This is a genomic window from Bradyrhizobium sp. USDA 4341, from assembly GCF_054063755.1.
Genome location: NZ_JBSSGO010000002.1, coordinates 6835183 through 6860734, shown reverse-complemented (window position 1 = coordinate 6860734; position 25552 = coordinate 6835183). Strand labels below are relative to the sequence as shown.

Annotated in this window: 25 protein-coding genes, 1 tRNA gene and 1 pseudogene; 9 read left to right on the top strand and 18 right to left on the bottom strand. The window is 61.6% G+C overall.

Features of this window, described 5'->3' with window-relative positions:
• Positions 1 to 21 precede the first annotated feature (21 nt).
• Together ACVIGB_RS38485 and ACVIGB_RS38480 are read left to right on the top strand one after the other, a co-directional pair.
• Positions 22 to 1824, top strand: coding sequence for a putative nucleotidyltransferase substrate binding domain-containing protein (locus tag ACVIGB_RS38485; protein WP_456718784.1), 1803 nt, complete (start codon positions 22 to 24; stop codon positions 1822 to 1824).
• 1 nt (position 1825) lies between these two features.
• On the top strand, positions 1826 to 2470 hold the full coding sequence (locus ACVIGB_RS38480; RefSeq protein WP_456718785.1) for a 3'-5' exonuclease: 645 nt from the start codon (positions 1826 to 1828) through the stop codon (positions 2468 to 2470).
• Between the two features lie 795 nt (positions 2471 to 3265).
• On the opposite strand, the gene ACVIGB_RS38475 is transcribed toward ACVIGB_RS38480, so the two are convergent.
• From ACVIGB_RS38475 to ACVIGB_RS38435, 9 genes are all read right to left on the bottom strand, one after another.
• The gene (locus tag ACVIGB_RS38475; protein ID WP_456718786.1) at positions 3266 to 4621 is read right to left on the bottom strand and encodes an MFS transporter; all 1356 of its coding nucleotides are present in this window, start codon (positions 4619 to 4621) and stop codon (positions 3266 to 3268) included.
• 162 nt (positions 4622 to 4783) lie between these two features.
• Positions 4784 to 5836 carry a leucyl aminopeptidase gene (locus ACVIGB_RS38470; RefSeq protein WP_456718787.1) on the bottom strand — a complete coding sequence of 351 codons (1053 nt, stop codon included), beginning with the start codon at positions 5834 to 5836 and terminating at the stop codon, positions 4784 to 4786.
• Positions 5817 to 6707, bottom strand: coding sequence for an alpha/beta fold hydrolase (locus ACVIGB_RS38465; RefSeq protein WP_092117154.1), 891 nt, complete (start codon positions 6705 to 6707; stop codon positions 5817 to 5819). Before ACVIGB_RS38465 ends, ACVIGB_RS38470 begins: the two co-directional genes overlap by 20 nt.
• Complete coding sequence (locus ACVIGB_RS38460; RefSeq protein WP_092117156.1) at positions 6704 to 7420, bottom strand: isochorismatase family protein; 717 nt, start codon at positions 7418 to 7420, stop codon at positions 6704 to 6706. Before ACVIGB_RS38460 ends, ACVIGB_RS38465 begins: the two co-directional genes overlap by 4 nt.
• Positions 7417 to 8658: an FAD-dependent monooxygenase gene (locus tag ACVIGB_RS38455; protein ID WP_456718788.1), complete on the bottom strand. Its 1242-nt coding sequence runs from the start codon at positions 8656 to 8658 to the stop codon at positions 7417 to 7419. Before ACVIGB_RS38455 ends, ACVIGB_RS38460 begins: the two co-directional genes overlap by 4 nt.
• On the bottom strand, positions 8655 to 9185 hold the full coding sequence (locus ACVIGB_RS38450; RefSeq protein ID WP_456718789.1) for a (2Fe-2S)-binding protein: 531 nt from the start codon (positions 9183 to 9185) through the stop codon (positions 8655 to 8657). Before ACVIGB_RS38450 ends, ACVIGB_RS38455 begins: the two co-directional genes overlap by 4 nt.
• Complete coding sequence (locus ACVIGB_RS38445) at positions 9182 to 10054, bottom strand: FAD binding domain-containing protein (protein WP_456718790.1); 873 nt, start codon at positions 10052 to 10054, stop codon at positions 9182 to 9184. The genes ACVIGB_RS38450 and ACVIGB_RS38445 overlap by 4 nt, the downstream gene beginning before the upstream one ends.
• 2 nt (positions 10055 to 10056) lie before the next feature.
• Positions 10057 to 10506, bottom strand: coding sequence for a CoxG family protein (locus ACVIGB_RS38440; protein ID WP_092117164.1), 450 nt, complete (start codon positions 10504 to 10506; stop codon positions 10057 to 10059).
• Between the two features lie 4 nt (positions 10507 to 10510).
• Positions 10511 to 12673 carry a xanthine dehydrogenase family protein molybdopterin-binding subunit gene (locus ACVIGB_RS38435; RefSeq protein ID WP_456749393.1) on the bottom strand — a complete coding sequence of 721 codons (2163 nt, stop codon included), beginning with the start codon at positions 12671 to 12673 and terminating at the stop codon, positions 10511 to 10513.
• Positions 12674 to 13168: 495 nt separating this feature from the next.
• Between ACVIGB_RS38435 and ACVIGB_RS38430 the strand changes: the two genes are divergently transcribed.
• The gene (locus tag ACVIGB_RS38430) at positions 13169 to 13636 is read left to right on the top strand and encodes a MarR family winged helix-turn-helix transcriptional regulator (protein ID WP_456718792.1); all 468 of its coding nucleotides are present in this window, start codon (positions 13169 to 13171) and stop codon (positions 13634 to 13636) included.
• 146 nt (positions 13637 to 13782) lie between these two features.
• Here the strand turns inward: ACVIGB_RS38430 and ACVIGB_RS38425 are convergent.
• A pseudogene (locus ACVIGB_RS38425) lies at positions 13783 to 14070 on the bottom strand (ABC transporter substrate-binding protein); the annotation flags it as partial.
• 36 nt (positions 14071 to 14106) lie between these two features.
• Here ACVIGB_RS38425 and ACVIGB_RS38420 point away from each other — a divergent pair.
• Together ACVIGB_RS38420 and ACVIGB_RS38415 are read left to right on the top strand one after the other, a co-directional pair.
• Entirely contained in the window at positions 14107 to 14607 is a 501-nt protein-coding gene (locus ACVIGB_RS38420) for a recombinase family protein (protein WP_456718793.1), read from the top strand.
• An 89-nt stretch (positions 14608 to 14696) separates the two neighbouring features.
• Positions 14697 to 15395 (top strand): hypothetical protein, encoded by a 699-nt coding sequence (locus tag ACVIGB_RS38415; RefSeq protein WP_456724974.1) that lies wholly within the window; start codon positions 14697 to 14699, stop codon positions 15393 to 15395.
• Here ACVIGB_RS38415 and ACVIGB_RS38410 read toward each other — a convergent pair.
• The 5 genes from ACVIGB_RS38410 to ACVIGB_RS38390 all read right to left on the bottom strand — a co-directional run bounded on the left by ACVIGB_RS38410 (position 15352) and on the right by ACVIGB_RS38390 (position 18529).
• A tRNA-Met gene (locus ACVIGB_RS38410) sits at positions 15352 to 15428 on the bottom strand. The genes ACVIGB_RS38415 and ACVIGB_RS38410 overlap by 44 nt on opposite strands.
• Positions 15429 to 15544: 116 nt before the next feature.
• Complete coding sequence (locus tag ACVIGB_RS38405) at positions 15545 to 15901, bottom strand: hypothetical protein (protein WP_456718794.1); 357 nt, start codon at positions 15899 to 15901, stop codon at positions 15545 to 15547.
• A gap of 52 nt (positions 15902 to 15953) precedes the next feature.
• Complete coding sequence (locus tag ACVIGB_RS38400; protein ID WP_173640979.1) at positions 15954 to 16592, bottom strand: class I SAM-dependent methyltransferase; 639 nt, start codon at positions 16590 to 16592, stop codon at positions 15954 to 15956.
• 25 nt (positions 16593 to 16617) lie between these two features.
• Entirely contained in the window at positions 16618 to 17814 is a 1197-nt protein-coding gene (gene mnmA, locus ACVIGB_RS38395) for a tRNA 2-thiouridine(34) synthase MnmA (protein WP_456718795.1), read from the bottom strand.
• Positions 17815 to 18214: 400 nt separating this feature from the next.
• On the bottom strand, positions 18215 to 18529 hold the full coding sequence (locus ACVIGB_RS38390; protein ID WP_456718796.1) for a hypothetical protein: 315 nt from the start codon (positions 18527 to 18529) through the stop codon (positions 18215 to 18217).
• 40 nt (positions 18530 to 18569) lie between these two features.
• On the opposite strand from ACVIGB_RS38390, the gene ACVIGB_RS38385 reads away from it, so the two are divergent.
• Both ACVIGB_RS38385 and ACVIGB_RS38380 read left to right on the top strand, forming a co-directional pair.
• Positions 18570 to 19769, top strand: a complete 1200-nt coding sequence (locus tag ACVIGB_RS38385) for a flagellar hook-length control protein FliK (RefSeq protein ID WP_456749282.1) — start codon at positions 18570 to 18572, stop codon at positions 19767 to 19769.
• Positions 19770 to 19779: 10 nt separating this feature from the next.
• Complete coding sequence (locus tag ACVIGB_RS38380) at positions 19780 to 20496, top strand: flagellar hook assembly protein FlgD (RefSeq protein ID WP_092117260.1); 717 nt, start codon at positions 19780 to 19782, stop codon at positions 20494 to 20496.
• A gap of 366 nt (positions 20497 to 20862) precedes the next feature.
• On the opposite strand, the gene ACVIGB_RS38375 is transcribed toward ACVIGB_RS38380, so the two are convergent.
• Positions 20863 to 21903, bottom strand: a complete 1041-nt coding sequence (locus ACVIGB_RS38375) for an IS110 family RNA-guided transposase (protein ID WP_456718797.1) — start codon at positions 21901 to 21903, stop codon at positions 20863 to 20865.
• A gap of 863 nt (positions 21904 to 22766) precedes the next feature.
• Here ACVIGB_RS38375 and ACVIGB_RS38370 point away from each other — a divergent pair.
• Complete coding sequence (locus tag ACVIGB_RS38370; protein ID WP_420966696.1) at positions 22767 to 22949, top strand: hypothetical protein; 183 nt, start codon at positions 22767 to 22769, stop codon at positions 22947 to 22949.
• A gap of 136 nt (positions 22950 to 23085) precedes the next feature.
• Here the strand turns inward: ACVIGB_RS38370 and ACVIGB_RS38365 are convergent, their stop codons facing one another.
• Entirely contained in the window at positions 23086 to 23373 is a 288-nt protein-coding gene (locus ACVIGB_RS38365; protein WP_456718798.1) for a hypothetical protein, read from the bottom strand.
• Positions 23374 to 23764: 391 nt separating this feature from the next.
• Complete coding sequence (locus ACVIGB_RS38360; protein ID WP_456718799.1) at positions 23765 to 24757, bottom strand: helix-turn-helix domain-containing protein; 993 nt, start codon at positions 24755 to 24757, stop codon at positions 23765 to 23767.
• Positions 24758 to 25302: 545 nt separating this feature from the next.
• On the opposite strand from ACVIGB_RS38360, the gene ACVIGB_RS38355 reads away from it, so the two are divergent.
• Positions 25303 to 25482, top strand: coding sequence for a hypothetical protein (locus ACVIGB_RS38355; RefSeq protein WP_342726626.1), 180 nt, complete (start codon positions 25303 to 25305; stop codon positions 25480 to 25482).
• The last annotated feature ends 70 nt before the right edge of the window (positions 25483 to 25552 follow it).

The following is a 25552-nucleotide window of genomic DNA, read 5'->3' as shown; positions in this document are numbered from 1 at the left end:
GCAAAATAGGCACAATGGCGAATGCCCAAGGCCTTCGATGCTGCTAATCCACCGTTCGATCGTCTGACGCCGCACGAAGTGGAGACGCTTCGTGCGGCGCTGGACGTCGTCTACTTTCGACCCGGTGAACCGGTCATCGATCAAGGCAGCGCCTCGCAGGCCCTCTTCGTCGTCATCAAAGGCACGATAGAGGAGCGCGACGGGACCGATTTGCTGGCCCTGCTCGGCCCGAAGGACAGCTTCGACAGCCGTGCCCTCGTGCACGGCAAAAGCGGACATGCCTTCCGCGCCCGCGACGAAACCCTATGCTACTCCGCCCCGCGATCTACGGTGCTCGACCTCATCCAGAATAATCCGAGATTTGCCTCGTTCTTCTACCACGATATCGCGCGCAAACTGGATGAGTTTGTCAGGGACCAGGATGAACAGAGGCACGGATCGATGATGCGCGCTCGCATTTCCGAGCTTTTTCTGCACCCTGCCGCCTTCGTTGAAGCCGACGACTCCGTGGAAACGGCAGGCCGCAAGATGCAAGAGATCAACAGCAACGCATTGTTTGTTCGCGACGGCCAACGGACCGGCATCATCACCGGCATGAACCTGTCAAAAGCCGTTGTGTTACAGCGCCAGTCTATTCAAGCATCCGTTCGCAATCTGGCGCACTTCGATCTGGTCACACTGCGGCCCGACGATTTCGTGTCGTCAGCGCTCGTGCTCATGACCAAGCTCAACAAGCGCCGCGTGGCCATTCGCGATGACGAACGTTTCGTCGGTATCTTGGAGGACATCGATGTCCTGGGCTTCCTCGCCGGTAGCGCTCAGGTCATCGCCGGACGTATTGAGCGCGCTGCGAACCAAGACGACCTGGCGGCCGCCGCCCGCCAAACGGCGGCCCAGGTGCGGACCCTGCGGCGCCAAGGGATCGGCGTCGAGCTGATCGGCGAAATCGTCTCCGATTTGAATCAGCGTCTGTTTTCCAGATTGTTCGATCTCGTGGCGCCGACCGAGATTCGCACGGGCGGGTGCCTGATGGTCATGGGAAGCGAAGGCCGAGCTGAGCAGACCGCTCGCACAGATCAAGACAATGGCCTCATCCTGTCAGGTGCAGTCCATAAGGCCACGCTTGATGCATTTCGTGCCGCATTCTCCGATGCGCTGTCAGCCTTTGGCTTTCCGCCGTGCCCCGGACAGGTGATGGTGAGCAATCCGGCGTGGTCCAAACCACTCCCCGATTATATCGCCGACATACACAATTGGCTCACATTGCCTGACGATGCCGCTCATCTGAACGTCGCCATACTTTTCGACGCACGGTGCGTTGCCGGCGACACAACGCTCCTGGCCGAAGCGAAGACGACGCTGATCGAGACGGCACGCGGTGAACAGGCGTTCCTCGCGCATTTCGCGCGGGCCATAGACCTCTTCGCGACGCCGATTGGCCTATTCAAGAACTTGATCACCTCTGCGGGCAATGGCGACGCCATCGATCTGAAGAAAGGCGGTCTATTTCCGATTGTGCATGGCGTTCGCAGCCTTGCTCTCGAGCATGGGTTGATGGAAACTGGAACTGACAAGCGCATCGGTCGCCTACGCGACATGGGCGTCTTGCACGCCGAATTCGCCCGCGAGCTTCACCAAGCTTTCAATTTCATGCTGATGATGCGTCTCGACGGACAACTGGCGGAGTCAGCCGGCGCCACAGGCACACTGGTGCGACCATCATCATTGTCGAGCATGGAGCGTGACCTCCTGCGCGACGCTTTCTATGTCGTCAAGAAGTTCCGCGAGTTCATTCGCCATCACTTCAATCTCGGTGTCTTCTGACGTGATTCCGCGCGCGATCAAACGCCTGTTCCACCAAGCTTCGATCGGCGACCAGTCTTATCGATTCATGTTCAAGCGCGAACCCACAGACGAAGTTGTCGCGATTGATTGCGAGACCACGGGGCTAAACGTACGCACGGACGACATCATCAGCATCGGCGCCATCAAGATCAGGGGCAACCGCATTCTGACAAGGGAGCGCTTCGAGAGGGTGGTACGCCCCGATGCAAGTGTACGAACGGATGCGATCAAGATACACCATCTGCGTCAGGTCGATGTTGAGCATCAAGTCCCGATCCGGAAGCTGTTGCCTGACTTCCTGCATTTCGTCGGCGGGCGGCCGCTTGTCGGGTACTACGTCGATTTCGACATCGCGATGCTGGACAAATATATTCTTCCATTCATTGGAATCGAACTGCCAAATCCGCGCATCGAAATCTCCAGCCTCTACTATGATCGGAAGTACGGTGATGCGCCCCCTAACATCTCGATCGACCTCTCGTTCTCCGCAATTCTCGCGGACCTCGAAATCCCTTCGCTTCCTCAACATGACGCGTTCAACGACGCCTTAATGACCGCGATGATGTACGTCATCCTGCGTGACAAGAAGCAGCGAGGAACACGAATTCCACGGTCAAACAGTTAGAGCCTCTCCGATCCATGCAGAGGTCAAGCGATCCTCGTATAGGACTGTCCATGCCACGAAAACCACCGGTTGCCATTGACCAAGGGTCGCCTGCACGCAAAGGGTCACACGTTCGAATCGTGTCGAGTGCCGCAAGCGGGATCCGAACCTGTGACCCTGTCATTTGCGTATGGCTGCCTGTGAACCAGGCCGCGTTTGCCGCCGCCATGGTAGCTCTTCGGTAGCTATCCGTTTAAGGGCACTTGAACGTTACGTTGATTTTTATACGCAATTCCAGCTTTTGGACTTTTTGACCTTCTGTAAAAAAGACAGCGCAAGACTTGGGCGCTGCAACGCGCCTTCCATCTCCTGGACAAATATTGCAGCGTTATCAATGTTTAACGCTGCAAGATCTTGTGTTGACGGCGCAGCATTTGGCGCCACGGTTCCGGGGGAACGATTCGTCCCACTTCCTGGTAAGGCCTAAGCTGCACCACCGCCAAAAGGCCTGGTTAGGGCATCGTTCGCACGCAATCTATCGCCGGCTTTGGTCCCCGAATAGGTTCAAATCCTGCAGGCGCAACCACCGATACCGACACTCAATTCAGGTTCCGATCTAACTGACGGCTTTTCGTCCGACATCGAGCGGCTCGAAATTTGTGCGCCATGTTCTTCATGGCGGACTTCGAACGACGCGTTCGCAGCGGTCTGGGCCCACTGGACCAGACATCTACGACCAGGACCGGTTGACGGAGCGCCGCCGCCCCCGCAGGTCGAAAACGCTTATCTCGCCGGTCAAGCGTCGTGCCACCAGGGTCAAACACCCGACACCGAAGCAGTCTTCATCGTGGCTTCCGTTTCTGCGTCGACCTCAAAACCCTTCGCGGACAAATCACGACCGAGGGTCTCTGGAAGCAGAAGCGAGGAGATAATGAAGACAGTCGCAGCCGGAAGGGCCACCGCGACCATGCCGTTCAGCAGGCTTCCGCCGAAATGGGCGGCCACAAGTGGGACGATGACAGGGGCTATGCTGCCGAGCCCTCGCCCCCCCATGTAGAATGTAGACACCGCCGTCGCACGCAGGTTGACTGGATAGAGTTCGGAGATCCAGACGCCGGTCACACCCAGTGCAACGTTGCCAATGCCAAAACCAATGTAGAGCCAGAACATCGGCCATTCGAGCTTCGATCCAGCATACAACTGGTCGCCCCACACAGCCATGCCGACCAGCGACCCGACCCAAAACAACGCCGGCACGAGAGCTCCGAAGCGACGGCCGACCCTGTCGTTGAAAAAGCCGTTCGCGAGATAGCAAATGCCGCTGACAACGGAGAGCAGAACGGCCGTCGTGCGAACGACATCACCCGGCGTATGCATATCCCGCAGCAGCAGCGTCGGAATAAAGGAAACGACGCTGTAGTAGCAGAGCATATAGCTCATCAGCCACACGAAGGCGATGACGGTCTGCCGTGCCAGCCCGTTGCGGAAGATATCCGCGAGGGGAAGTGTGCGGGTGCGGGCTTCCGTCGTGACCTGACCGGCCTTGCGTTGCGCCTCATACTCCAGCCAGATCTTGGATTCAGGCATGAAGAAACGAATGAAGATAATCAGCAGAATTGGCACGCCGCCACTCAGCAAACCGATGCGCCAGCTCCATTCGTCGCTGAACGTCGCAATCAGCCAGATGCCAACGATTGAGGCCGTGGACGACGCGATCACGGCACAGCCTTGAAGCGCGGCCGCCCCCAAACCCCGGCTGCCTTTTTTCCAAGCCTCGTTGAAGAGCACCATGCCCACGCCGTACTCGCCGCCAAGACCGATGCCGGTGATCAACCGCAGCACGGCAAGCGACCAGTAGTTCCATGCGAACGCCGAAATAATCGCGGCAACGGAGAACAATGCGATTGTGAGTTGAAGCGAGGTCTTTCGGCCGAGCCGATCACCGATGACGCCGAATAGCGCTCCACCAATGGCCGACCCGAACAATGTGAGAGCTTGCAACGAACCGACCTCGGTCAGCGATAGCGACATTGACCGCTGGATCGCAGGCAAGAGGAACGGAAAGATCAGAACGTCGTAAAAATCGAGTATGTAGCCCAGCATCGCTGAGACCATGATCGAATACCGTTGCCCCGGCGTGTAGTCTTCCGAACTCGAGATGGCTGCCGACATGTAACGCGTTTCCTGTTGGAGGATTGAAGTCGATGGATGTGCCGAGACGCTTGCCGCGTCATTGAGAGTCGAAATGCGACTTCCGCAGCATTGGCACTCGCGAACGCGACTCCGGTACCATTCGGAGTCGCATTCGCGACCCCCGTTCTTGATAGGCTGCGCTTAGCGGCCCGGCGCTCTCAGCTCCGGATAAGCGAACTCGCCTTTGTCGAGGATATGGATATCGTCGAGCCACAGGCTGCAGCCGCGAAGCGGAATGTCCAAATGACAGGGCGTGTCATTCGTACCGCCGAGCTCCGTGTTCGGTCCCGTCGAGAACAGGACGTTTCCATAGAAGGAGAGGGCATTCATGATGTGCTCCGACGAGGGGTCCTGGGAAGCCGCGATGTGGTGCCAGGTGGCACGCTCGTTTGATCCCCAACCGATATGCGAGATCGCCCAGCCGCGCGGATCGCCGAAGCTGTCGATGTAGTTTCTTATGAGCAGCGCATCGGTGCCCTCGCCCTTGAGGTCGACGATGTAACCATCCCTTACAGTGAGCGTGACCGGCGATTGGATATAGCGTTTGAAGGCGCAGAGGATGTCGCCGGGCATCAGAACGACCGTACCGTTGACATCGCCATCCGTGGCCTGTGTGAAAGCAAACCCCGATGGGAAGTGATCCCAACGCCCCGGCTCATCCGTATAGCCGTATTCGGAAATGACCGGATACTGCTTCAGGCCATAGATTACGTCTGTTCCGCCAGGCGACGTGATTCGCATTTTGCCGGCGGACTGCAGCAGACTTCGCGAGAGCTCGGTTCGACGACGCAGATCTTCTGTCGGGAACATCTTCTTGAGAATGTGGAACGGCTCCATCACCCGCAAAATGCGCGCGCCGGCTTCCTGTATTTCGGCTTGCTCGCGGGAGAACAGCAGGCCCAGAAGATCGATCACCATATCCACGCGTTTGAGCGTGTCGATCGCCGGCTGGTTACCGGTGAGGGCATGTCGGCCCTGCAGGCCGGCAACCTTGCTTTGACCGTATTTCGGGACGTTGAGATGAAAGGTTGTTGCGCCGAGGCTTTCCGCCGCCAACATGAACGTCTGGGCATATTCCGGTTGATCGTCGCCACCGCTCAAGACTGCGACAACTTCGCCCTCCTTCACTTTACATAGCGCAAGCTCCGCCTTGAACAACTCAAGCATTTCAACGTCAACGCGTTGTCGAGACATCTTTGCCGATCTCCTGTTTATCCAGGGTGGGTACACCGCCATCCAACCGATCGCGGGGTCGCGTTAGAAGTTCTTGAACGATCGAAAGGAAGCCCTCCGTATCGTCGATCTGCATTTGATGACCCCCGCTTTCCAGCGTCTTGACTACGATCGAAGGTAGCAATCGGAGAATTTCCGTTTGATCTTCGGGTCGAATGACGTCGCCGCGTCCCGCGACGATGAGTGATGTGGGAACGCTGAGTTGGGCAAGGTCACGATGAATGTCATCGTGATGAAAGCCCTTGTGACTTTCGATGAGCGCGCGCTCGTCGCAGGTATGCATCCACTCCGCCCTGGTGCGGATGTGCTGCTCAGGCCACCGAGGCGCGGAAGCGCTTCGTAGCACTGCGTCGATCTCGCCAAGCTTCGCGCTATGAAGCAATTTGAGCAGAGGTTCGATCGGGATCGGGTAAGCCCGGCGTCCCGGACCGGAGACTGGCGGATCGATCAATATCAGCTGTTCTACAGACGACGGCCGCCAGCGCGCAGCGCGTATTCCGATGCGGCCACCCATGGAGTGGCCCAACAGCGTGTACGGACCAAGTCCGAGCGCTTCGGCGAACGAGACGAGATCGGATGCGCACACGTCGAGCGAGTAATTGAGATGCGGGCCGCTTTCGGATAGGCCGCGGCCGCGGACATCGATCACGTAGACGTCGTATCCGATGCACAAGCGCTCCGCGATGAAAGCCCATTGCGCCGCTGTCGTCGATATGCCCGGCACAATCAGGATAGCAGGTCCTGTACCACCGAAACGCAGATAGTGCTGACGGATGCCGTTAGCGCGCACATTGGCGCCGTACAGCAAACGGGATGCCACGGCACGGCTCACGTCCGCTGATCCTTTGCGTCGTCATCCGACAGCGCGCGTAGCCGATAGATGGCGGTCTGCGTCGGCATGACGTCGGCATACTTGCTGGCGATATCGAACAGGTTGACGGCGTGGGATGTGGGCGAACGGTCGTAGACCGCGTCGCTCGGCACGATTGATTTGAAGTTCAGTGCGCACGCATCCACGACCGAAGCCCGCACGCAGCCGCTGGTCGTGCAACCTGTGACTACCAGCGAATCGACGGCGGCACCTATCAAATACGTCGCAAGCGGAGTGCCGAAGAACGCGCTCGCCTGTGTTTTCGGCAGGAGTAGCTCACCGGGCTTCGGAGCCACCTCGCGGACGAAATCGTACCCCTCCGGCGGGATCTGCATAATCCCTGGGATCTTCGCGGAGAACGCGCCCTGATCCTGGGTTACCTTCCGCGCGACATGCGGGAAGATCACCGGCCAGTTCTTCTCGCGAAATAAACGAGTTAATTCGGCAATGTGTGCGATGGCATACCAGCCGAGTTCACCACAGCTGGTGGGGTACTGCTTGATCGCCTCGCGGATCGGCATAGGCCTGTCGCCGACCGAGCGGTACTGCACATCGATGACGAGGAGCGCAGGTCGTTTGCCAAATCCAGCCGCGCCACCCAGCCCCGCGAGCTCATACGTCTCGCGCTCTTCCAGCGGCAGCACATCATCCCACGGCTGCTTTACGGCAGTCATTGCTCGCTCCGGTTATGTTCGTCGACGGAGTGAAGAGGAATTTTGGTCGCGTCGTACCGGTAGATCCAGTCGTAGCGTGCGGTTGTTGCTTCCGATGACCACTGCGTCTTAATGTAGTCAGCGGCCGTGTCCGGCTTGCACAACGCCTTATTATGGAAGATCGGCAGCATGCCGGCCGCCGACTTCACGACCTTGCTGGTGCGATCGAGCCGGAGACCTTGATATGCCTCGAATACCGCCGCGACGTCATTGGGATTCTCATCGAGGCAGCGTGCGAGGACGGATGCATCCTCCAGGGCCATATTCACGCCCTGCCCGAGATATGGGAGCATCGAATGGCAAGCGTCGCCGAGCAGGGTGACGCGTCCCTTTGACCACGTAGCCAGCGACGGCCGTACGAACAAGCCCCATTTGTTCAGGGTATCGACGTTCTTGACCAGGTCGATGATGTCCGGGTGCCAGCCCTCAAAATCCTTTAGACATTCCTCGATCGAACCGCTCTCCGACCACGATTCGAGAAGCCAATCGACGTGATCGACCTGGCCCGAAAACGTCATCATCACCGTGTTCTGCCAGCGGACCGGGTAGGCCGTGACATGTGCAGTGGGCCCGATCCATGTTGCCACCTCGGGCTCGCGCTGGTGCGGTGCAAGGCGGTCGACCGGCACGAGGCCACGCCAAGCGATAGCCTTCGTGTACTGGCTCTCGATGTTGCCGATCAGGCCAAGACGGACCTTTGAGTGAGCACCGTCGGCGCCGATCAGCGCGCGCCCCGTGACTTCGGAACCGTCTGCGAGCCTGGCCCGAACCCTTTCGTCGTCCTGACTGAACCCGACAATGTGCGCGTTTAAATGGATGGCGGCCGGCTTCAGCTCGCGCACGCCGTCAACAAGGATCTTCAGCAAGTGAGCGCGTAGCAGCAAATAGGGCTGGTTTCTCGCCGCATCGGAGTTGCGATTGTAGAGCGGCCACCGGTCGCCGGTATTCCAGAGCCTGATTGAGCGTCGCTCGGCGGCAATGCAATTCTGCTCTACCTGCTCGGTGAGGCCAAGATCCCTGAGAACGCGCACTCCGTTCATGGAGACCCAAAGGCCAGCTCCCACCTCGCGCAGCTCGGGCGCTTGCTCAAATACGTCGCAATCGATGCCGCGACGAAGCAACGAAAGTGCCATCGCCAAGCCACCAATGCCCGCGCCGGCAATGAGGACGCTCGATTTACTGACCTGGTGGATGCTCATGATGTCTCCAAACGAAAATTGCGCTGTCGCACTGCGGGTAAGGCGGCGTCCTCGGAGACCTGCTCCACGGCAAGGCTCCTTACGGCGTCGAATATCTTGGTGTATCCGGTACAACGGCAGAGGTTGCCGTGCAGGTAGTGGCGAATTTCCTCGTCGCTCGGATGCGGGTTCGTCTTCAGCAGCGCGGTGACCGCCATGATGAACCCGGGCGTGCAGAACCCGCATTGAAGGCCGCCATGGAGCACGAACGCTTTCTGGATCCGCGAGAGGCCATTGGGTGGCGTGACGCCCTCGATGGTCGTGATCTCCCTCCCATCGACATCAACTGCGAGCGTCGTGCAGCTCGAAATCGGATCGCCATCGAGAAGCATGGTGCAGGCGCCGCACACTTCCATGTCGCAGGACCGCTTGGTGCCCTTCAGGCCGATGCGATCCCGGATGAGATCAATCAACAGCGTATGGGCGGGCATCTCCATCTTCACCGGCTGTCCGTTCAACGAGAACGAAATGGGCTGCACATTCGTCATTTTGCGCGCCCCCGCATTGCGACCGCCTCTTCGGCATTTCGCAGCAGCAGAACGCCCGCCAGATGCCGCTTGTAGTCCGCACTGCCGTGCCGGTCCTCGTTGACGTCGAGCTCGTCCAACGTCTCCGCAAGCACGGACTGGATCGCCTTTTGCGCATCATCGACGGGCAGTCCCTTCAGCACGCTCTCAACAGCCTTCAAGGGTTGCGGCCTCGATCCGAGGGCACCAGCGCGCACACGCGCGGATTTGATCGAATGAGCACCGGCCTCCATCGACCAGGCCATTCCGACATTCACGGAGGGCCGCTCGCCATGCTTGAACCGGCGATAGGTCACAGGACCGGTTGGACGCGGAAACAGGATGACCGTCAGCAATTCGTCCGGTTCGCGCACCGTTTCGAGCTCGCTGCGGATGAAATCGTCGGCGCGAACTAAGCGAGTTCCGTTCGGACCTTGGAGCACCAGCCGTGCCTCCAACGTCGCGAGCATCGTTGGCGGATCCGCATGCTGCTCACCGAAGCACAGATTGCCGCCGATTGTTCCGACGCTGCGGACCCGAACGTTCGCCACGTTGGCACAGAGCGAGGCCAGTGCCGGCACATGTTCGCGAATGACGGGATCACCCGCGATCTTCTTGTGTGTGCACCGCGAGCCGATTTCCAGCTCGTTCGCATCGTTCAGGACGATGCGGTCGAGACCGGAGATTCCCTTGATGTCGACGAGCCGATCAGTATGGATGACGCGCATCTTCATCGCCAGTAGCAATTCCGTGCCGCCGGAATAGAACATGCCGTCGCCCTCCTGCCCGACCGCCCTGATGGCGTCGGCGATGGTGGATGCTCTCTCAAATTCGAAGGGTGTCGGCAGCATGATCAGGCGGCGCCCAGCAAGTTTTTGAGTCGCGTCTCGAATTCCTCGAAATTCTGGTCGACGCGGCGTTTGATGATGCCGAGTCCCATGGTCGCCAAGCGCCCCTGGATGTCGACCTTCGCGTCGACGGCCAGCTTGGACCCAGAGACTTCCGGGATCACGCTGACGTCCAGGACGACCGCGAGCCTGGTCCCGGTGATTTTGTCGCGGCCCATGGCCCGCGTGCGGACGTGAGACGGCTCCGTCACCGACTCGACGAGGATCTCGGCCGGCACTTCGACCTTGAAAGGACCGATCTTCTGCTTGACCGTCGCCTTGTAGGATTCCAGCCGCGCGATCTCTTCGACGTTCTCGCATCCGGGAATACAGGACGAGATGCTGGGCACGTCGATCAACGTCTTCCAGAGATCCTCTGGCGCCGCCGGCACCACCATCGACATATGGAATTCCATGAACTCACTTCCTCTTCTGCAGGGCGCGCCACACCTTTTCAGGCGTCATGGGGAGATCGGTAATCCGGACGCCGTAGGCCGCGAACAGCGCATTGGCGATCGCCGGCGCGACGGGCAGGATTGCCCCTTCACCCATTCCTTTGGCACCACCCGGGCCCGGCCCGTCGCCGTTCTCGACCAGGATGGTGTCGAACACCGGCGGCACGTCCGAAATGCGCGGGATCGTGTAATCGATCGGCGTCGCGTTGACGGGCTGACCGTCCTCGAATTCCAGCTGTTCGTAGAGCGCGTGTCCGAAGCCCATGGCGGCAGCGCCCTCGTCCTGTCCTTCGGCAGCAACGCGATCGATCACGCGCCCGACGTCGGCGGCGCTGGCGTAACGGGGCACGTGTATCTCACCGGTGTCCTCATCGACGACGATTTCCGCGAGGCCGGCGGACGTTTCCCAGAACAGCGGCGACTCTGCCAGCGCGCCATTCTTCGAGCGCGGCGTGATTGCGCCACGCCCGACGACCTCCCCGGAGTCGACGCCCAGCGTGCGGTGGAAAATCTGATGGAAGGTCAGAACCTCGGACCCGGTAGAGACGCCACCCTCGACGAGCGACAGACACTCCTTGGGCAGCTCCCAGACATCGACAACCATGTCGAGGATCTGATCGGCGGCATCGAGCGCCGCGTTCTCGACGGACAGGCCGACCACAACGGTCGATCGGCTCGCGCCCGTGCCCCAGTCGTAAGGGGCGACGGCCGTATCGGTGCGTAACGTGCTGACTGCGGAAAACGGCTGCTTTAGCGTCTGCGCGGCGATCCGGGCCATCGTCGCATGCGCGCCCTGGCCGACTTCGATGCTGGAGACCGAAACCAGGATCGATCCATCGATCTTGAGACGGACGATCGCGTTGGCGATCGGCGTGTTCGCCGGATCGGTCGCGGCGACCGCCATTCCGCGAGACTGCCGATTCGAACCTTGCGAATCCGATGCGAACGACTGGGTCACGCGGCCCATCAGCTCGCTCATGTCCATGTCGAGCGCGCGCAGATCGGGCCGCGTGCGCTCGCCGCGCGCCGCGAGGTTCTTCAACCGGAACTCAGCCGGGTCCATGCCGATGCCCGCAGCGACATTGTCCATATGGGATTCTTTGGCCCAAACAGCCTGTGGCCCGCCGATTGAGCGGAAGGCAGCGCCTGGAACGGTGTTGGTGTAGACGGCTGAGGCCTCGAGGCGCAGATTTGGCACCGCGTAGGGGCCGATGATGCGATTGGCGGATTTCGTCGCCACGGCCGAGCCCGTGTCGGAATAGGCGCCGCCGTCGAGCAGCAGTTTAGCGCTCTTCGCGAGGATCCGTCCCTTGGCGTCCACGGCCGTGCGAATCGTGATTTCGGCGCTGAGCCTTCGGCACGTCAGCATCGAGTCGGAAATGGATTGGGCCACGCGGACCGGGCGTTGCACCTTCCACGAGGCCCCCGCAACCAGCGGCTCGATCTTGACGGAGGCCTTGCCGCCGAAACCGCCGCCGACGAAAGGCACGATCACGCGGACCTTGGCCAACTGCAGACCGAACAGGCGCGACAGCACCTTTTGAACCGCGGTCGGCGTCTGTGCACCGGCCCAGACCGTGAGCGAATCGCCCTTGAAGTCTGCGATGACCGCGTGCGGCTCCATCGCAAGGTGCGAGATGGCCGGAAATGTGAAGTGATCTTCATGAACGTAGGCGGCGGCCGCCTCGGCGGCGTCGACGTCGCCGACATTGTTGCGGTACGTGTGGAAGACGTTGCTGCCTTGCGTCGGCTTGGCGCCACCCTTGAAATAGAAGTCCTGAAGATTTTCGTGGTGTTCGTGGATCAGCGGCGCACCGTCCGCCATGGCTTCCTGTATAGTCGTTGCTCGCGGAAGCTCCTCGTAACCGACATCGACCAGCTCGGCGGCATTCTCCGCGATCTCAAGCGTTACCGCGATCACGATCGCAACCGGCTCGCCTACATAGCGCACGCGGTCGATGGCGATGATCGGCCGGTCCTTCAGCACCACGCCCCAGCAGCCGAACGAGGCGACATCCTTTCCGATAAGCACGTCCACGACGCCGTCCATCGAACGGGCGGCGCTCGTGTCGATCGAAACAATTCGGGCATGAACGGCCGGCGAGCGAACCACAAAGCCGTGCAGCATATCCGGGACCGTCAGGTCGGTAATGTATTCGGCGCGACCGGTGACCTTCTCGATCAGGTCGGGCCGAACGGAACTCATGTTGTCAACTGCCGACATCCGCGAAACCGATTCTACCCGTTGCCTTCCTAAGGCGATCTGCGGACATTATGACAGTTATTGCTTGTATGCAAGTGCTACACTTGTGCACGACTGGCAACCGTATGTGCATGGATCAGCAACTCGAGGCGTAACCCCGGCAAAGCACCTCGCAGCAAGTGGCCGCCTTCGGTCGGTTTCAACCTTTTGGGGGCTCTAGATTTCGACGCTCAGAGGGCAGCCGGGCCCAAAGCGTCTCAACGGGGACGCGCGATAAAGTCGGCCGCCGTCCAACAAAGGTGGATTCCAGGGTTCAACGCATGTAGAAAACCGAGTCGGCGCCGAAGGCTTTTGGAGCCGCGAGCAGCCGAACTTCCTCGATATGAGCCGTGGCGGCGTAGCGCAAAGGGGGCTAGAGTCGTGCAACCGAATAAAAAGCGGCGTTCGGTGGAGAAGCCGAAGGAAGCTGTACAGCCATATCGGCTGGATGACGCACCGGGCTTCTTATTGCGCGTCGCACTGCGCACCCACACGGCCATCTTTGCCGCGAAGATGATTGAAGAACTAACAGGCCCCCAGTTCTCGACGTTGGCAAAATTGAGGGAGGTCGGACCTTGCTCCCAAAATCATCTGGGACGGCTGATACACTACGACTCAGCCACCATTACCGGCGTTATTAGTCGTCTCAAATTACGCGGCTTGATCAAGAGCTCTGAGGATCCTTTGGATCCACGACGGCGGGAGATCGATTTGACCGACAAGGGCAGACGAGTAGCGGACGCCGCAATCGAAACTGTCGGTGAGATTTCAAGCGAGACATTCGCTCCCTTGACCCGGGAAGAATTTCGAGCATTAACCGAAATCCTCAAGAAGATCATACGCCGCTGAGCCCGTTCCGGTCGGGGGTCGAGGATTTGTGCTTGATCCGGCGCGTTATGCCGTCGGTCCGCAGGACCGTTGTGAGGATCCCAACATAGACGGCTCCGAAAAATCGGCGGCCTACGGGCCGCCGATTGGATCTCAGAGATCAGCAACTAACCCGCGGGCCCCGCAACCTCCAGGATTGGGCCGAACAGCTCCCAGCGTTCGCCGTCGAACCGCATCATCCGCAGCCGTTTGTGGAGGCGGTAGTCGGTCGGCGAGGTGTTGATCTTGACCCCGGGCAGCGCGAGGTCGCCTACAACATCCTTGAGCGAGGCCGCCTGCTTCATGACGTTGTCGCGCGTCAGGTCGTCGCCGCACTGCCGTAGCACGTGGGCCAGGAGCTGGGCCGCGCCGTAACCATAGGTGTTGAAGTTCGAGCTCTTGTCTCCGTCCGGATAATCCAAGCCGTTCACGACGGCACGGCGGACTCGGTCTTGATTGGAATTCGCGGCCTCGTTGGACAAATGCAGCGCGAAGACGGAGCGAAGAAGGTGCGTCGCGGCATGGCCGGAGTGATACGGGACGGTCGACACGCCGGGGGACGCGCCTATGGATATCGGGCAGTTCCCGGCAAGCCCGGTGAACTTGAAATCGTCGAAGACGAAGCTGCGATCGTGCGCCGCATTTTCGCGGCATACGTCGCGGGAAGAACGCCCCGGGACATCGCACACGATCTAAACCGAGAAAGTGTTCGTCCACCGCGAGGCCGGCGATGGAACGCTTCGACGATCAATGGCAACGCCCAACGCGGTGCCGGACTTATCTTCAATGAACTCTATGCCGGCCGGATCGTCTGGAACAAAGTCCGGATGGTCAAGGATCCCGACACCGGCAAGCGACTATCCCGGCCGAACCCTCGTGATGAGTGGCAGAGCATCGAGGCGCCCCAGGTACGCATCGTCGAACAGCCATTTGGGAGCAAGCTCACGCTCTAAAGACCGCGAAGAGCCACTTGCCCAGTCACGTGAAGCGACGGGCGCCGTATCTCCTCTCCGGTCTCCTTCGCTGCGGTTGTGGATCGGGGATGTCGGTTCATGACCGTGACAAGACTGGAAAGACCAGGATTCGCTGTTCGGCGGTTCGCGAAAGCGGGAGTTGCTCGAATCGCAGGATCATCTATCTGCGCGACATCGAAAGGCTTGTGCTCAGTGGCATGGCCGAGGAATTGAAAGATCCGCGGCTGATCGAGACTTACGTGCGCAGCTACAACAGTGAACGAGAGCGGCTTGCGGGGGATGCGGTCGCGGTACGTGCGCGACTGGTGGCGAAGCGTGACCGGATCGAAGGCGAGCGGCAACGCAATATTGATCTTGTGATCAGATACATCATCTCCGAGGAGGATGCCAAGCAGCGGATCTTGGAGCTAAAGGAAGAGCGGCTGCGCGTCGAAGCCGAAATGGCCGCGCTTGAAGAAGCCCCGGTCCCCGTTGCACTCCACCCAGCTGCCCTGGATCGCTACATCAGCACGGTGAACACGCTTGCCGAGACAATGGCTGGCCATTCGAAGGCAGAGGACGATCGTGGTTCCCTGGTCCAAGATTTTCGGACCCTCGTGCACAGCGTCACTGTCCACCCAAAGGGACCCTGGAAAGGCTTCGAGGTCGAAGTAAAAGGCAAGCTCGCCACCCTAATAGGCGGTGAGGTGTTTCCTCAGGTCCACCACAATAGTGGGGGATACATGGTAGCGGGAGAGGGACTCGAACCCCCGACCCCAGGATTATGATTCCCGTGCTCTAACCAGCTGAGCTACCCCGCCATGGGCTCGCGATCGGCGGCATGCAAGCCGCGGGTGCGAACGCGCGGCATATAAAGAGTGGCACGCACGCCTGTCAAGCAAACCCGGACGAGACCGCAAACTATTGCAGATAGAGGCTATTTTGGCCTGACCGATGGGTCGCCACCGGGGCTGCCGGGTGGAGGAATCACCGGCGTGTTGCCGCCTTGCGGGGTCGGCGCACGCATTTCGGGGTCGACGCCGGCCGGCGGACATAGCACGCCGTCGGATTTGGCGAGCTTGTCGCCCAAAGCTTGCCCGGTGGTGGTTCCCTCCGGAACCGCAACACCCGGATGCGAAGGCTGCTGCGGCGCGCAATTCGCGGCGGCGCGAGACGGCGCCGGCGGCGCAGTCTGTGCCGGCGGCGTGGCGGGCGTGGGCGGCGCCTGCGCCGCGGCAACGACGGGCGCCATGATCAGGGCACAGGACAACGCGAGCGTTCGATTGATCCTCATGACGAGAAAACCGTGACGACGCGCCGATGTTCCCGTCAAAATCGCCGCATTCTCACGATTTGCGGAAGCGGATCAGCGAGAAATGCCCCATCGGCGGCATCGGCCGGCGTTCCGCAAGGCTGACGCCGCCATGCTTGGCGGCCCAATTGGTCAGCCGCTCCCACGGAAATTCCGGACGCCAGCCGAGCCGCCGCGCCAGCGGCGCGAAGGCGAGCTCGAAGATGCGGCGCGGGCCGCTCTCGGCGCCGATGTGATTGACCAGGATCAGCTCGCCGCCCGGCTTCAGCACGCGAATGAAATCATCCAGCGTGGCTTCGGGATCGGGTACTGCGGTGATGACGTATTGCGCGACCACCGCGTCGAAAAACGAATCTGGAAATGCGAGGTGCTTGGCGTCCATCACCGCCAGCGTCTCGACATTGCTGAGGCCCAGCGCGCGCACGCGCTTGAGCGCCCGCCGCAGCATCGGCTCGGAAATATCGACGCCGCACAGCTTCGTGGTGCGCGCATATTCCGACAGCGACAGCCCGGTGCCGACGCCGACATCGAGCACGCGTCCGCCGATCCGGTCGGCCTCCGCGATCGTCGACTGACGGCCCTGATCGAACACCTTGCCGAACACGAGATCGTAGATCGGTGCCCAGCGGCCATACGCCTTTTCGACCCCCTCGCGGTCGATGTCCCCAGCCATTCCCCTGCCCCGATGCTTCTTCTGTCTAGCCGCGAACCGCTTCCGCCAGCGGCGCCATCGCATCCTGCGTCGCGGCCCGCGCCGCGCGGCTCGCGCTCGCACTTCTGATGAAGCCGCCGCCGAGCACGCGCGCCTGCCCGGAGGCCGCGTCGTAGAACACGCAGGCCTGGCCGGGCGACACGCCCTCCTCGCCCGCGACGAGCTCGACCTCATAGCCGCCATCCGTGGCGCGCAACCATGCCGGCTGCGGCGCGCGCGTCGAACGCACGCGGACATAGATCTCGATACCCTCGCCGATCACGCGATCCAGCGCGCCGTCGCCGATCCAGTTGACGTCGCGCAGCGCGATGCGATCCATCCGCAGCGCCTCGCGCGGCCCGACCACGACCCGGCGCGTCGCCGCATCGAGCTTGACCACATAGAGCGGATGGCCCGAGGCGATGCCGAGGCCCTTGCGCTGGCCGACGGTGAAATGAACGATGCCCTGGTGCTGGCCGATGACATTGCCGGCGAGATCGACGATGTCGCCGGGCGCGATCGCATTCGGCTTCAGCCGTCCGATGATGTCGGTGTAGCGGCCGGTCGGCACGAAGCAGATGTCCTGGCTGTCCTGCTTGTCGGCGACCTCGAGATCGAAGCGCCGCGCCAGCTCGCGGGTCTGCGGCTTGGTCATGTCGCCGAGCGGGAAGCGCAGGAAGTCGAGCTGCTCGCGCGTGGTCGCGAACAGGAAATAGCTCTGGTCGCGATCGGCATCCGCCGCGCAAGTCAGCGAGCGCGATCCGTCGGCAAGCCGGCGCGAGGCGACATAATGTCCGGTGGCCAGCGCCTGCGCGCCGAGCTCGCGCGCGGTCGAGAGCAGATCGCGGAACTTGACCGAGCGGTTGCACTCGATGCACGGCACCGGCGTCTCGCCGAGCGCGTAGCTGTCGGCGAAATTGTCGATCACGGATTGCTTGAAGCGGCTTTCGTAATCGAGCACGTAATGCGGGATGCCGATCCGCTCCGCGACATTGCGCGCATCGTGGATATCGCGGCCGGCGCAGCAGGCGCCCTTGCGATGGGTCGCAGCACCATGGTCGTAGAGCTGCAGCGTGATCCCGACCACGTCATAGCCCTGCGACTTCAACAGCGCAGCCGTCACCGACGAGTCGACGCCGCCGGACATGGCAACGACGATCCGTGTGTCTTCAGGGCGGCCTTCAAGGTCCAGACTGTTGAGCATCTCTAAGCGGTCATTGGTCACTGTCGCGGCGAGCTTATGCGCTCCGCGACGAAATTGGAAAAAGCCTTTGTCCAGAAAGCCTTAGAACGCGTCCAAGGCCGATTCGGTCGGTTCGGGACGCGTCGGAGGCCACCTTTAATATAGGCCGTATTCCGGCGAGGCAATCCGGCGGAATCCGTGTCTTGCCGTGCGCGGACGGCAAATCTTGCCGCCGGGCAAAAAGGAGGCCTCTCTGGAACCTGTTCCAGGCCGCACACGTAACTCTTAACCAATTGAAATAACTCACTATTTGTAACGCGCGATGATTGGCCCGCTCCTTGCTGACAATACGCCGGAAGTCTCATTTGCGAGGGTTGGCAGTGGTCAGCGTGACGTCGGAAGCATGGGCAAGCCGGTCTTTTCAGGGCGCGGCGCCGCGGTCGCCGCGGCCCGATCCTGCATCGCAGGCGGGGAACGACGGCTTTGCCGCGCTGGTCGACAGCAATTCTGCGTCCACGAGCGACAACACCAGGTACGACGCCCAACCGTCGCCCGCGCGCCGGTCCGACGATTCGACCTCGACGACCGATGCACGCTCCCGCGACAACAGCACGGCCCCCGACCGGACGTCGCGGGATTCCGGCAGCTCGCGCGATGACAACAAGGTCGATAGCGGCAGCGACGCGCCACCCAAGACCAAGTCGAAATCGAAATCGGACGACGCGAAGTCGAGCACCGATGCGCAATCCACCGGCGACAAGGCCACGACGCAAGCCGTGCCGCAGCCGGACCCATCCAATGCGGCGGCGGCCAACGCCGTGGTTGCCGTCCCCGTCGCCGCCGCAGCGGCGACTGACCCGGCAGCGGCGACCGCGCCAGCCGGCCAGCCGGCCGCACCGCTTGCGATCGCGGCGGCCGCCATCGCGGCCAGCTCGGCCATCGCCGCCACCGGTGCGCCGGCCGGCAGCAGCGCGCCTGCCGGCGCCGACACCGCAACGGCAGCGACCACCGCGGCGAATGCCGACAAGGTCGCCAAGGCAGCCGGGGTCAAGACCGAGGGACAGGTCATCACGACAGATGCCGCAACAGTCTCGGGCGCAACGACGGCGACCGGCGATGCCGCACTCGCCGTCACGGTTGCCGCCGGAGCGCCCGCCACGAAGACGACGACGCCAGCCAAGGCACAGGTGGCTGCAAAGGACGCGACTGCGACAACGCCAACCAGCCAGGACGGCTCTGCGCAGGGCAACGCCAACACCGCGCAGGCTGCTCCGACCAGCATCGTTCCCGCAGCCACGCAGCCGGCGGCTGTATCCGGCAAGGCGAAGGCCACCGCGGACGGCGCAGCCGATGCCATCAAGGCCGATGCAAGCGGCGACGGCAATGCCGCGCCGACGCCGACGGCCGATGACCACGCGGCTGCGCAGGCCCAGCTCACGACGCCCGATCCCAGCGCGCAGGCGGCGAATGCACTCCAGCCGCAATTGCCGGCCAGCCAGACGACGCCGTCTGCGACCGCGCAATTGACCGTGACCAACGCCGCGCAAACCGCCGCCGTGCCGCTCAGCGGGCTTGCGATGCAGATCGCCGCCTCCGCCAAGAGTGGCAAGAGCCGCTTCGAGATCCGGCTTGATCCTGCCGAGCTCGGCCGCATCGATGTCCGCATCGATGTCGATCGCAACGGCCAGGTGACCTCGCATCTCACCGTCGAACGCCCGGAGACGCTGTCGATGCTACGCCAGGACGCCAACCAGCTGCAGCGCGCGCTCGACAATGCCGGCCTGTCGACCGGCAATGGCGGATTGCAGTTCAGCCTGCGCGATCAGTCGCAGTCGGGCCAGAACAACAACGGCCAGTCCAATCCGAACGCCCATCGTTTGATCGTCACTGAGGAGGACAGCGTCCCCGCCGCAGCGGCGGGCCGCTCCTATGGCCGCGCAACCGGCGCCCTCGGCGGCGTCGATATCAGAGTGTAAGGAGTTCACCATGGCAGTCGATGCAACCATGCCGACGCCGGTCGTCTCAGCACCGGGCACCAGCAACGGAACGAGCTCCGGAAGCAGCAGCACCGGCAGCGGCCTGACGACCTCGTCGCAGGGCATCGCCGACAATTTCCAGACCTTCCTGACGCTGCTGACCACGCAGTTGCAGCACCAGAACCCGCTCGACCCGCTCGACACCAACCAGTTCACCCAGCAGCTCGTGCAGTTCGCCGGCGTCGAGCAGCAGCTGAAATCCAACGATCAGCTCAAGCAGCTGATCGCGATCGAGAAGAGCGCGCAATCGACCCAGGCGCTGGTCTATGTCGGCAACACGGTCGCGGTCGACGGCAGCAAGACGCAGTTCAACAAATCCGCGACCTGGAATCTGGTGTCTCCGCAAGCCACCAGCGCCACCATCACGATCACCAGCGCGACCGGCCAGACCGCCTATTCCGGCAATTTCAACCTGAAGCAGGGCAACGCCAGCTTCGTCTGGGATGGCAAGGGCACGGACGGCACGCAATGGCCGGCCGGCACCTACACGCTGACCGCGACCGGCAAGGACTCCAAGGGCAACGACCTCGCTATCTCGACCGAGATTCAGGGCGTCGTCGACTCCGTCGACCTGACCGCCTCCCCGCCGCTGCTCTCGATCGGCGGCCAGACCTACACCACCGACAAGATCAAGCGCGTGGTGCGCGGCGCGACGGGCAGCAGCTAAGGCTTCGCTGCATCCAACGGCCTTCAGCTTCGCGGGAATTGCGCGTGCGCTTTTGCGCGTCGCGAGTTGCCGCATACACACCTGTCGTCCCTGCGAAAGCAGGGACCCATATGTGGACGGCCCCCGTGGCACAAGAGCCTTTTGGCAAGATCGGATCGCTTGCATCCATATGTCCGGCCTGTTGGGTGCGATCGAGTAGATCGCTGGCCAAGATGGTTTGCGCGATGCGAGTTCCAAACAACTCCGCGACCTGTTGACGGCCGATGGGTCCCACGGATTGTCTCGCATCGTTGCTCGATCGATCGCTCCATCCGCTCTTGCAGCTCCGGGTCGGCTGACGAGCGAGCCCGCCAGCCGGCCAATCTGTTAAGCGGTACCCGTCGTCGCGGCATTCAGCCGTGCGGCGTCATAACTCTCCCCCGTCACCATCAGCTTCCAGACGATGCGCGCCACCTTGTTGGCGAGCGCCACGGCCGCAAGCTTCGGCGGCTTACGCTTGATCAGCGCCAGCAGCCAGCGCGAGTGATGACCGCGCCCCCGCTTGGCCTGCTGGATCACCGCCGTGGCCCCGACGACCAGCAGACGGCGCAGGTCCTGGTCGCCCGCCCGGGTAATCTTGCCGAGCCTGGTCTTGCCGGCGGTGGAATGGTCCTTGGGCGTGAGGCCGAGCCAAGCCGCAAAGTGACGACCGGAGCGGAACGCGCCCGGTTCAGGTGTCTTCATCACCAGCATCGTTGCAATGATCGGACCGATCGACGGAATCTGCGCCAGGCGCCGGCCCGTGGCATCGCCGCGGTGCCAGGCCATCAGCTTGGCCTCAACCACCTCCAACTCGCCCTCGAGCCTGGCGCACTCCCGGCCCAGCACGACAAACAGCTCGCGCGCCAGAGCGGGAAGCGTCTCGTCCTGCGCGATCCGCGCCAGCAGCGGTTCGATCGCCTCCAGCCCCTTGGGCGCGATCAGGCCATACTCCGCCGCATGGCCGCGGATCGTGTTGGTCAATTGGGTGCGCCGGGCGATCAGTCCGTCGCGGATACCCGTCAGCATCAGCGCAGCCTGTTGCTCGGCGCTCTTCACCGGCACAAAGCGCATGCTCGGCCGGCTCATCGCCTCACACAGGCCTTCTGCGTCTCGCCCGTCATTCTTGTTCCGCATCACGTAGGGCTTCACCAATTGCGGTGCCATCAGCTTCACCTCATGGCCCAGCCTGGAAAGCTCTCGCGCCCAATATTGCGAAGCTCCGCATGCCTCCATCCCGATCACCGTCGGCGGCAATTTGGCGAAGAACTCCAGCACGAGTTTGCGCGAAAGCTTCTTGCGTAAGACCGGCTGCTCGGACGCATCAACCCCATGCAGTACAAAAATATGCTTCGACGTATCCATCCCAATGCGGATAATCTGGTTCACGGACGGCTCCCATGTATGAGATCTAGACAACCTCATTCTGGCACACTGATGCCGTAGGGGGCCGTCCACACCATCAACTCCGCGGCGGGTGTTGTTGACGGGACTCGTCATAGCAGCAACGCACAACAAAGAACTTCGGTGGTTATGGGTCCCTGCTTTCGCAGGGACGACACTGAATATGCGGCATGGCCTGTAAGTCACACATCCGCATCCTCGCGACGTGAATCGTCCGAGCTTTGCTTCTCGTTCCGCCCTCTCCTCTCGCAGAGGGCGCAGGGAAAGCCGGGTGCCGATCGCACCCATGGGCCCCGAGCAATGGTAGGAAGCTCGGGGGTAGGACCACAGGTGTAACCGGAGCAACCCGGCTTTCCCTGCGCGATGGGTTACAGCTTATTTCGTGCTCTCCCCGGCGAGACTGGGCTTGGTTGTCACCGTCTCGCGAAGATGCTTCGCATCTCGCGGGAGACACCGGCCCCTAGGGCGTCAGGACCACACGACTTCACCGTCCGCTTCACCCGCATTCGTCGACTGCGCGATCAGCGTCCACCGCATCTCACCGCAACACCCGTGACGATGCGCAGCGCCCCTCGATCAGGTGAGACGGGCGAACCATACATTGAGTTGCATTTCGGATGAAGCGAAATATTTTTGCGCCAGGGGCTTTCGCCGGCGGGCAAATCAGTGCCAAGGCCCTATGCTTCCCAAGCAACATCGGCAGACATAAACAGCAATAAATTGCGACACGTCAGCTTCCTGTAAGCAAGCGGACGTTATCTTCATATTCCGCGTTTGAACGCCGCTTCCGCCCTGAAACTCCGCAGCTGCCCGGGCTGCGCGCCTTGACCGCCGGCAAGAGCTAGCCTGTGACCCCGACACGCCCGACACCGCCAGAACGCGCCCAGACCACTCCAAGCCATGCCGGGGCACCCCACCCGCAGCTTGCCGAGACAATGACCGAGAATGCGCGCCTCAGGACCATCGCCATCACCGTCATGCTCGAGATCGCAGCGCTTCGGGAACGGCTGCCGCCGACTGCCGGCGAGTAGCAACGCAGCCGGAGTGGAATGACCGGGTGCGAGGCTGTCTCGCCGCGCTCACGAACCCCGAACGCCAGTCAAGGCTGACAGGTCTGGCCTGCGCCGGCCGCGCAACCGGCGCGGCCCGCTCCATGTGCGCGCCGCATCAATAGATGCGGACGTGATTGGCCTCGAACGTCACCGGAAAATTGTTGCGATTCTGCAAGGTCAGGATCAGGACGACGCCGACACCGCCGCGGTGATCCCAGTACACGGCCCGGTCGGTTTCGTGCAGGGGCTCCATCGAGGTCTGGTTCTTCTCGAAATGCGGCGCGATCGACACGTCGAAAAACTCGTTCGGCGCTTTCGAATCCTTGCCCCACCAGAAGGTGAACGGCTGGCTCGCATTGGCGGCAATCGTATAGGTGCCTTGCTTGTGGTCAATATTGGCCATGATGTCGGGGTCCTTCGTTTTCCATTCGTCGCTCCGATGCGACGCCCCAACAATGATGCGTGACGCGCGCACGCGCCGTGAGCTAGCTCACTCTGCTTTGCAACCGATGCAACCGCGTCAGCTGCGGCGTGGGCTCTCGCAAGGGATGTCTTGCAAGGAGCGGCCTGCCTGAGCGACACTCTCGGTTCCAGATAGCGCCGACCTCGATACTCCCGCGCAATGAGTTGATCGAATGAAGCGAGCTCCTAGCGATCGACGACCCATCCATCACTCGCCGGTGTTCTGGATCGGCATCGCCTTGTGCCTGGCAGCGATCGCGATCTACCTTTGGTCCGACGACCTGTCCTGGCGGCCGGCACCCCCGCGATAAAGGCGGGCATGCACGTGCCGATCACGTTAGCACGGCGCAGCTGGCCGCCTTTCGGGCAAGCCGAACGCCGCGCGGAGAATCGCCGAAGCGAATTCGGAACAAGCGGTTGAAATGCGAAACATCCGAGAAACCAACCTCCAGCGCGATATCGGAAATCCGCTGACGGCCGGCGTGAGACCCGGTTAGCAATTCGAGCGCCCGCTGGAGACGCAATTCATTCAGGCGCTCGGTGAACGACGTTCCGGACGACGCCATCAGGCGCTGTAGATAGCGCGGCGAGATGCCCTGGCAACGGGCGACCGTTTGAACGCTGAGCCCAGGCTCCTGAAAGTGTATGGTGATGTAGTCGAGGGCTGCATTGTGCCGCGCAGCCACGACGGCGCTCGCGCCGCTCTCGCCCAAGGCAGGACACTCGTCGATCGCCAGTGCGACGAGATCATGGATGTGAGTCACGACCGTATGACGAAGTTTCGGGGCGGTCAGTGCTCTCGCCTTGAGCACGGACTTCAGATATGTCGCGAATAGCCGGAATGCTTCCGCTCGGTGCCCAATCGGCCGCATGGCCAGGCTTTCGACACCCGATACGCGCTGCTCAAGCTCCGCGCGCGGCACCGCTAGACCGAATTGCAATCCATCGACATAGATAACGCTGGCGGGCTCGGAATGCAGAATTGCGATTGCATCGCCCGCGCGAAGCTCAACTTGGCGGCCGCGCTGCGATAGCTGACTTCTGCCGGGAGAGCAGAAGATGAGGCCGACGGAATCATCGCCATCGGCAAGGTTCGCCTGCAAGCGCTTGAAGCGCATCGAAGTGCCCTTTAGCGCGAGCATGCGCAGGCCCTGAATCGCCTGCAGCGACGCATCGGCCTGGATCGGAGTGTTCGACAGCGGCTCGATGTCGGCGTGCACGACGCATCGCCCAAAGTGCTCGCGCCATAGAGGGAGACGAATACGCTCCGGAAGGTCGCGCGTCGAAAATCGATACGATGCAAAATCGGCTGCGTCCGTAGGCATGGGACCTCCAGCCTTCACAGAGCATCAGGATGAAATGCTGCGGCACACCATTTTCAATGTCTGCATTTTGCAATTCACGCACCGGCCTTCTCAGGGTCGTGCGCGCAAGTCCAAGAAGCCATGCTATCGATCTGCTAGTCTGATTTGCCTGTGATCGATGCAGATGTGAACTGGTTCACGTGCCGGTCAGAATATTACGTTTATACTGATCGGGAAAGTCGCGGCCTTTATTTTCTCCCTTAGGAGGAGACGGTCGTGATGGCTCTATCTGTAATTGCCGCCATCGGATTCATTGGACATCCTTGGCGACGCGCGTAGAGCAGTTGATGCCCCTGTTCGCAATTGATCCGGTTTACGGAGCCGCGGGCAGGTCATTTTTGAAAGATTGCTGATACCGATTTTATTTCGCTGCTTTGGCCAAATCGCTAAGCAGAATTTGTCGGACATAAAATGCCGGCGGCACTGTTGGCTTTTGGCCGCCGGTTGAAATGGTCGAAATCTGTCACGTGGGAAGTCAACCTCAGTGATCAGGAAGGCGTTCGATCATGTCCATCATATTCGACATGCTTTATCACGAGTACTGTCGTGCTCGCCTCGCCGAAATGCGAAAGCAGCTTTTGATACCGCTCGTCGGCGAAGTCCTGCAGGCGCCGCCGGAAGACGGCGATCGTTCCGGGCCCCTTGATTGCGGCTGGCCGGCGAAAGCGCCGCCAACCCTCGGGTAGCTGGAGCGTCCAATCCTAAGGCTTGACCGGAGGCTGGTCCGGCACGCGCCCGCTCGCAGCATCCCATGGA

Bases quoted from the DNA above. Each gene is read 5' to 3' on its own strand.
- ACVIGB_RS38460 (WP_092117156.1), bottom strand. From the start codon at position 7,420: ATGACTGCCGTAAAGCAGCCGTGGGATGATGTGCTGCCGCTGGAAGAG.
- ACVIGB_RS38360 (WP_456718799.1), bottom strand. From the start codon at position 24,757: ATGCCTACGGACGCAGCCGATTTTGCATCGTATCGATTTTCGACGCGC.
- ACVIGB_RS38475 (WP_456718786.1), bottom strand. From the start codon at position 4,621: ATGTCGGCAGCCATCTCGAGTTCGGAAGACTACACGCCGGGGCAACGG.
- ACVIGB_RS38485 (WP_456718784.1), top strand. From the start codon at position 22: ATGCCCAAGGCCTTCGATGCTGCTAATCCACCGTTCGATCGTCTGACG.
- ACVIGB_RS38400 (WP_173640979.1), bottom strand. From the start codon at position 16,592: ATGGCTGGGGACATCGACCGCGAGGGGGTCGAAAAGGCGTATGGCCGC.
- ACVIGB_RS38445 (WP_456718790.1), bottom strand. From the start codon at position 10,054: ATGCTGCCGACACCCTTCGAATTTGAGAGAGCATCCACCATCGCCGAC.
- ACVIGB_RS38365 (WP_456718798.1), bottom strand. From the start codon at position 23,373: ATGGCCAATATTGACCACAAGCAAGGCACCTATACGATTGCCGCCAAT.
- ACVIGB_RS38355 (WP_342726626.1), top strand. From the start codon at position 25,303: ATGTCCATCATATTCGACATGCTTTATCACGAGTACTGTCGTGCTCGC.
- ACVIGB_RS38380 (WP_092117260.1), top strand. From the start codon at position 19,780: ATGGCAGTCGATGCAACCATGCCGACGCCGGTCGTCTCAGCACCGGGC.
- mnmA (WP_456718795.1), bottom strand. From the start codon at position 17,814: ATGCTCAACAGTCTGGACCTTGAAGGCCGCCCTGAAGACACACGGATC.
- ACVIGB_RS38435 (WP_456749393.1), bottom strand. From the start codon at position 12,673: ATGCTGCACGGCTTTGTGGTTCGCTCGCCGGCCGTTCATGCCCGAATT.
- ACVIGB_RS38455 (WP_456718788.1), bottom strand. From the start codon at position 8,658: ATGAGCATCCACCAGGTCAGTAAATCGAGCGTCCTCATTGCCGGCGCG.
- ACVIGB_RS38405 (WP_456718794.1), bottom strand. From the start codon at position 15,901: ATGAGGATCAATCGAACGCTCGCGTTGTCCTGTGCCCTGATCATGGCG.
- ACVIGB_RS38450 (WP_456718789.1), bottom strand. From the start codon at position 9,185: ATGACGAATGTGCAGCCCATTTCGTTCTCGTTGAACGGACAGCCGGTG.
- ACVIGB_RS38470 (WP_456718787.1), bottom strand. From the start codon at position 5,836: ATGTCTCGACAACGCGTTGACGTTGAAATGCTTGAGTTGTTCAAGGCG.
- ACVIGB_RS38440 (WP_092117164.1), bottom strand. From the start codon at position 10,506: ATGGAATTCCATATGTCGATGGTGGTGCCGGCGGCGCCAGAGGATCTC.
- ACVIGB_RS38415 (WP_456724974.1), top strand. From the start codon at position 14,697: ATGTCGGTTCATGACCGTGACAAGACTGGAAAGACCAGGATTCGCTGT.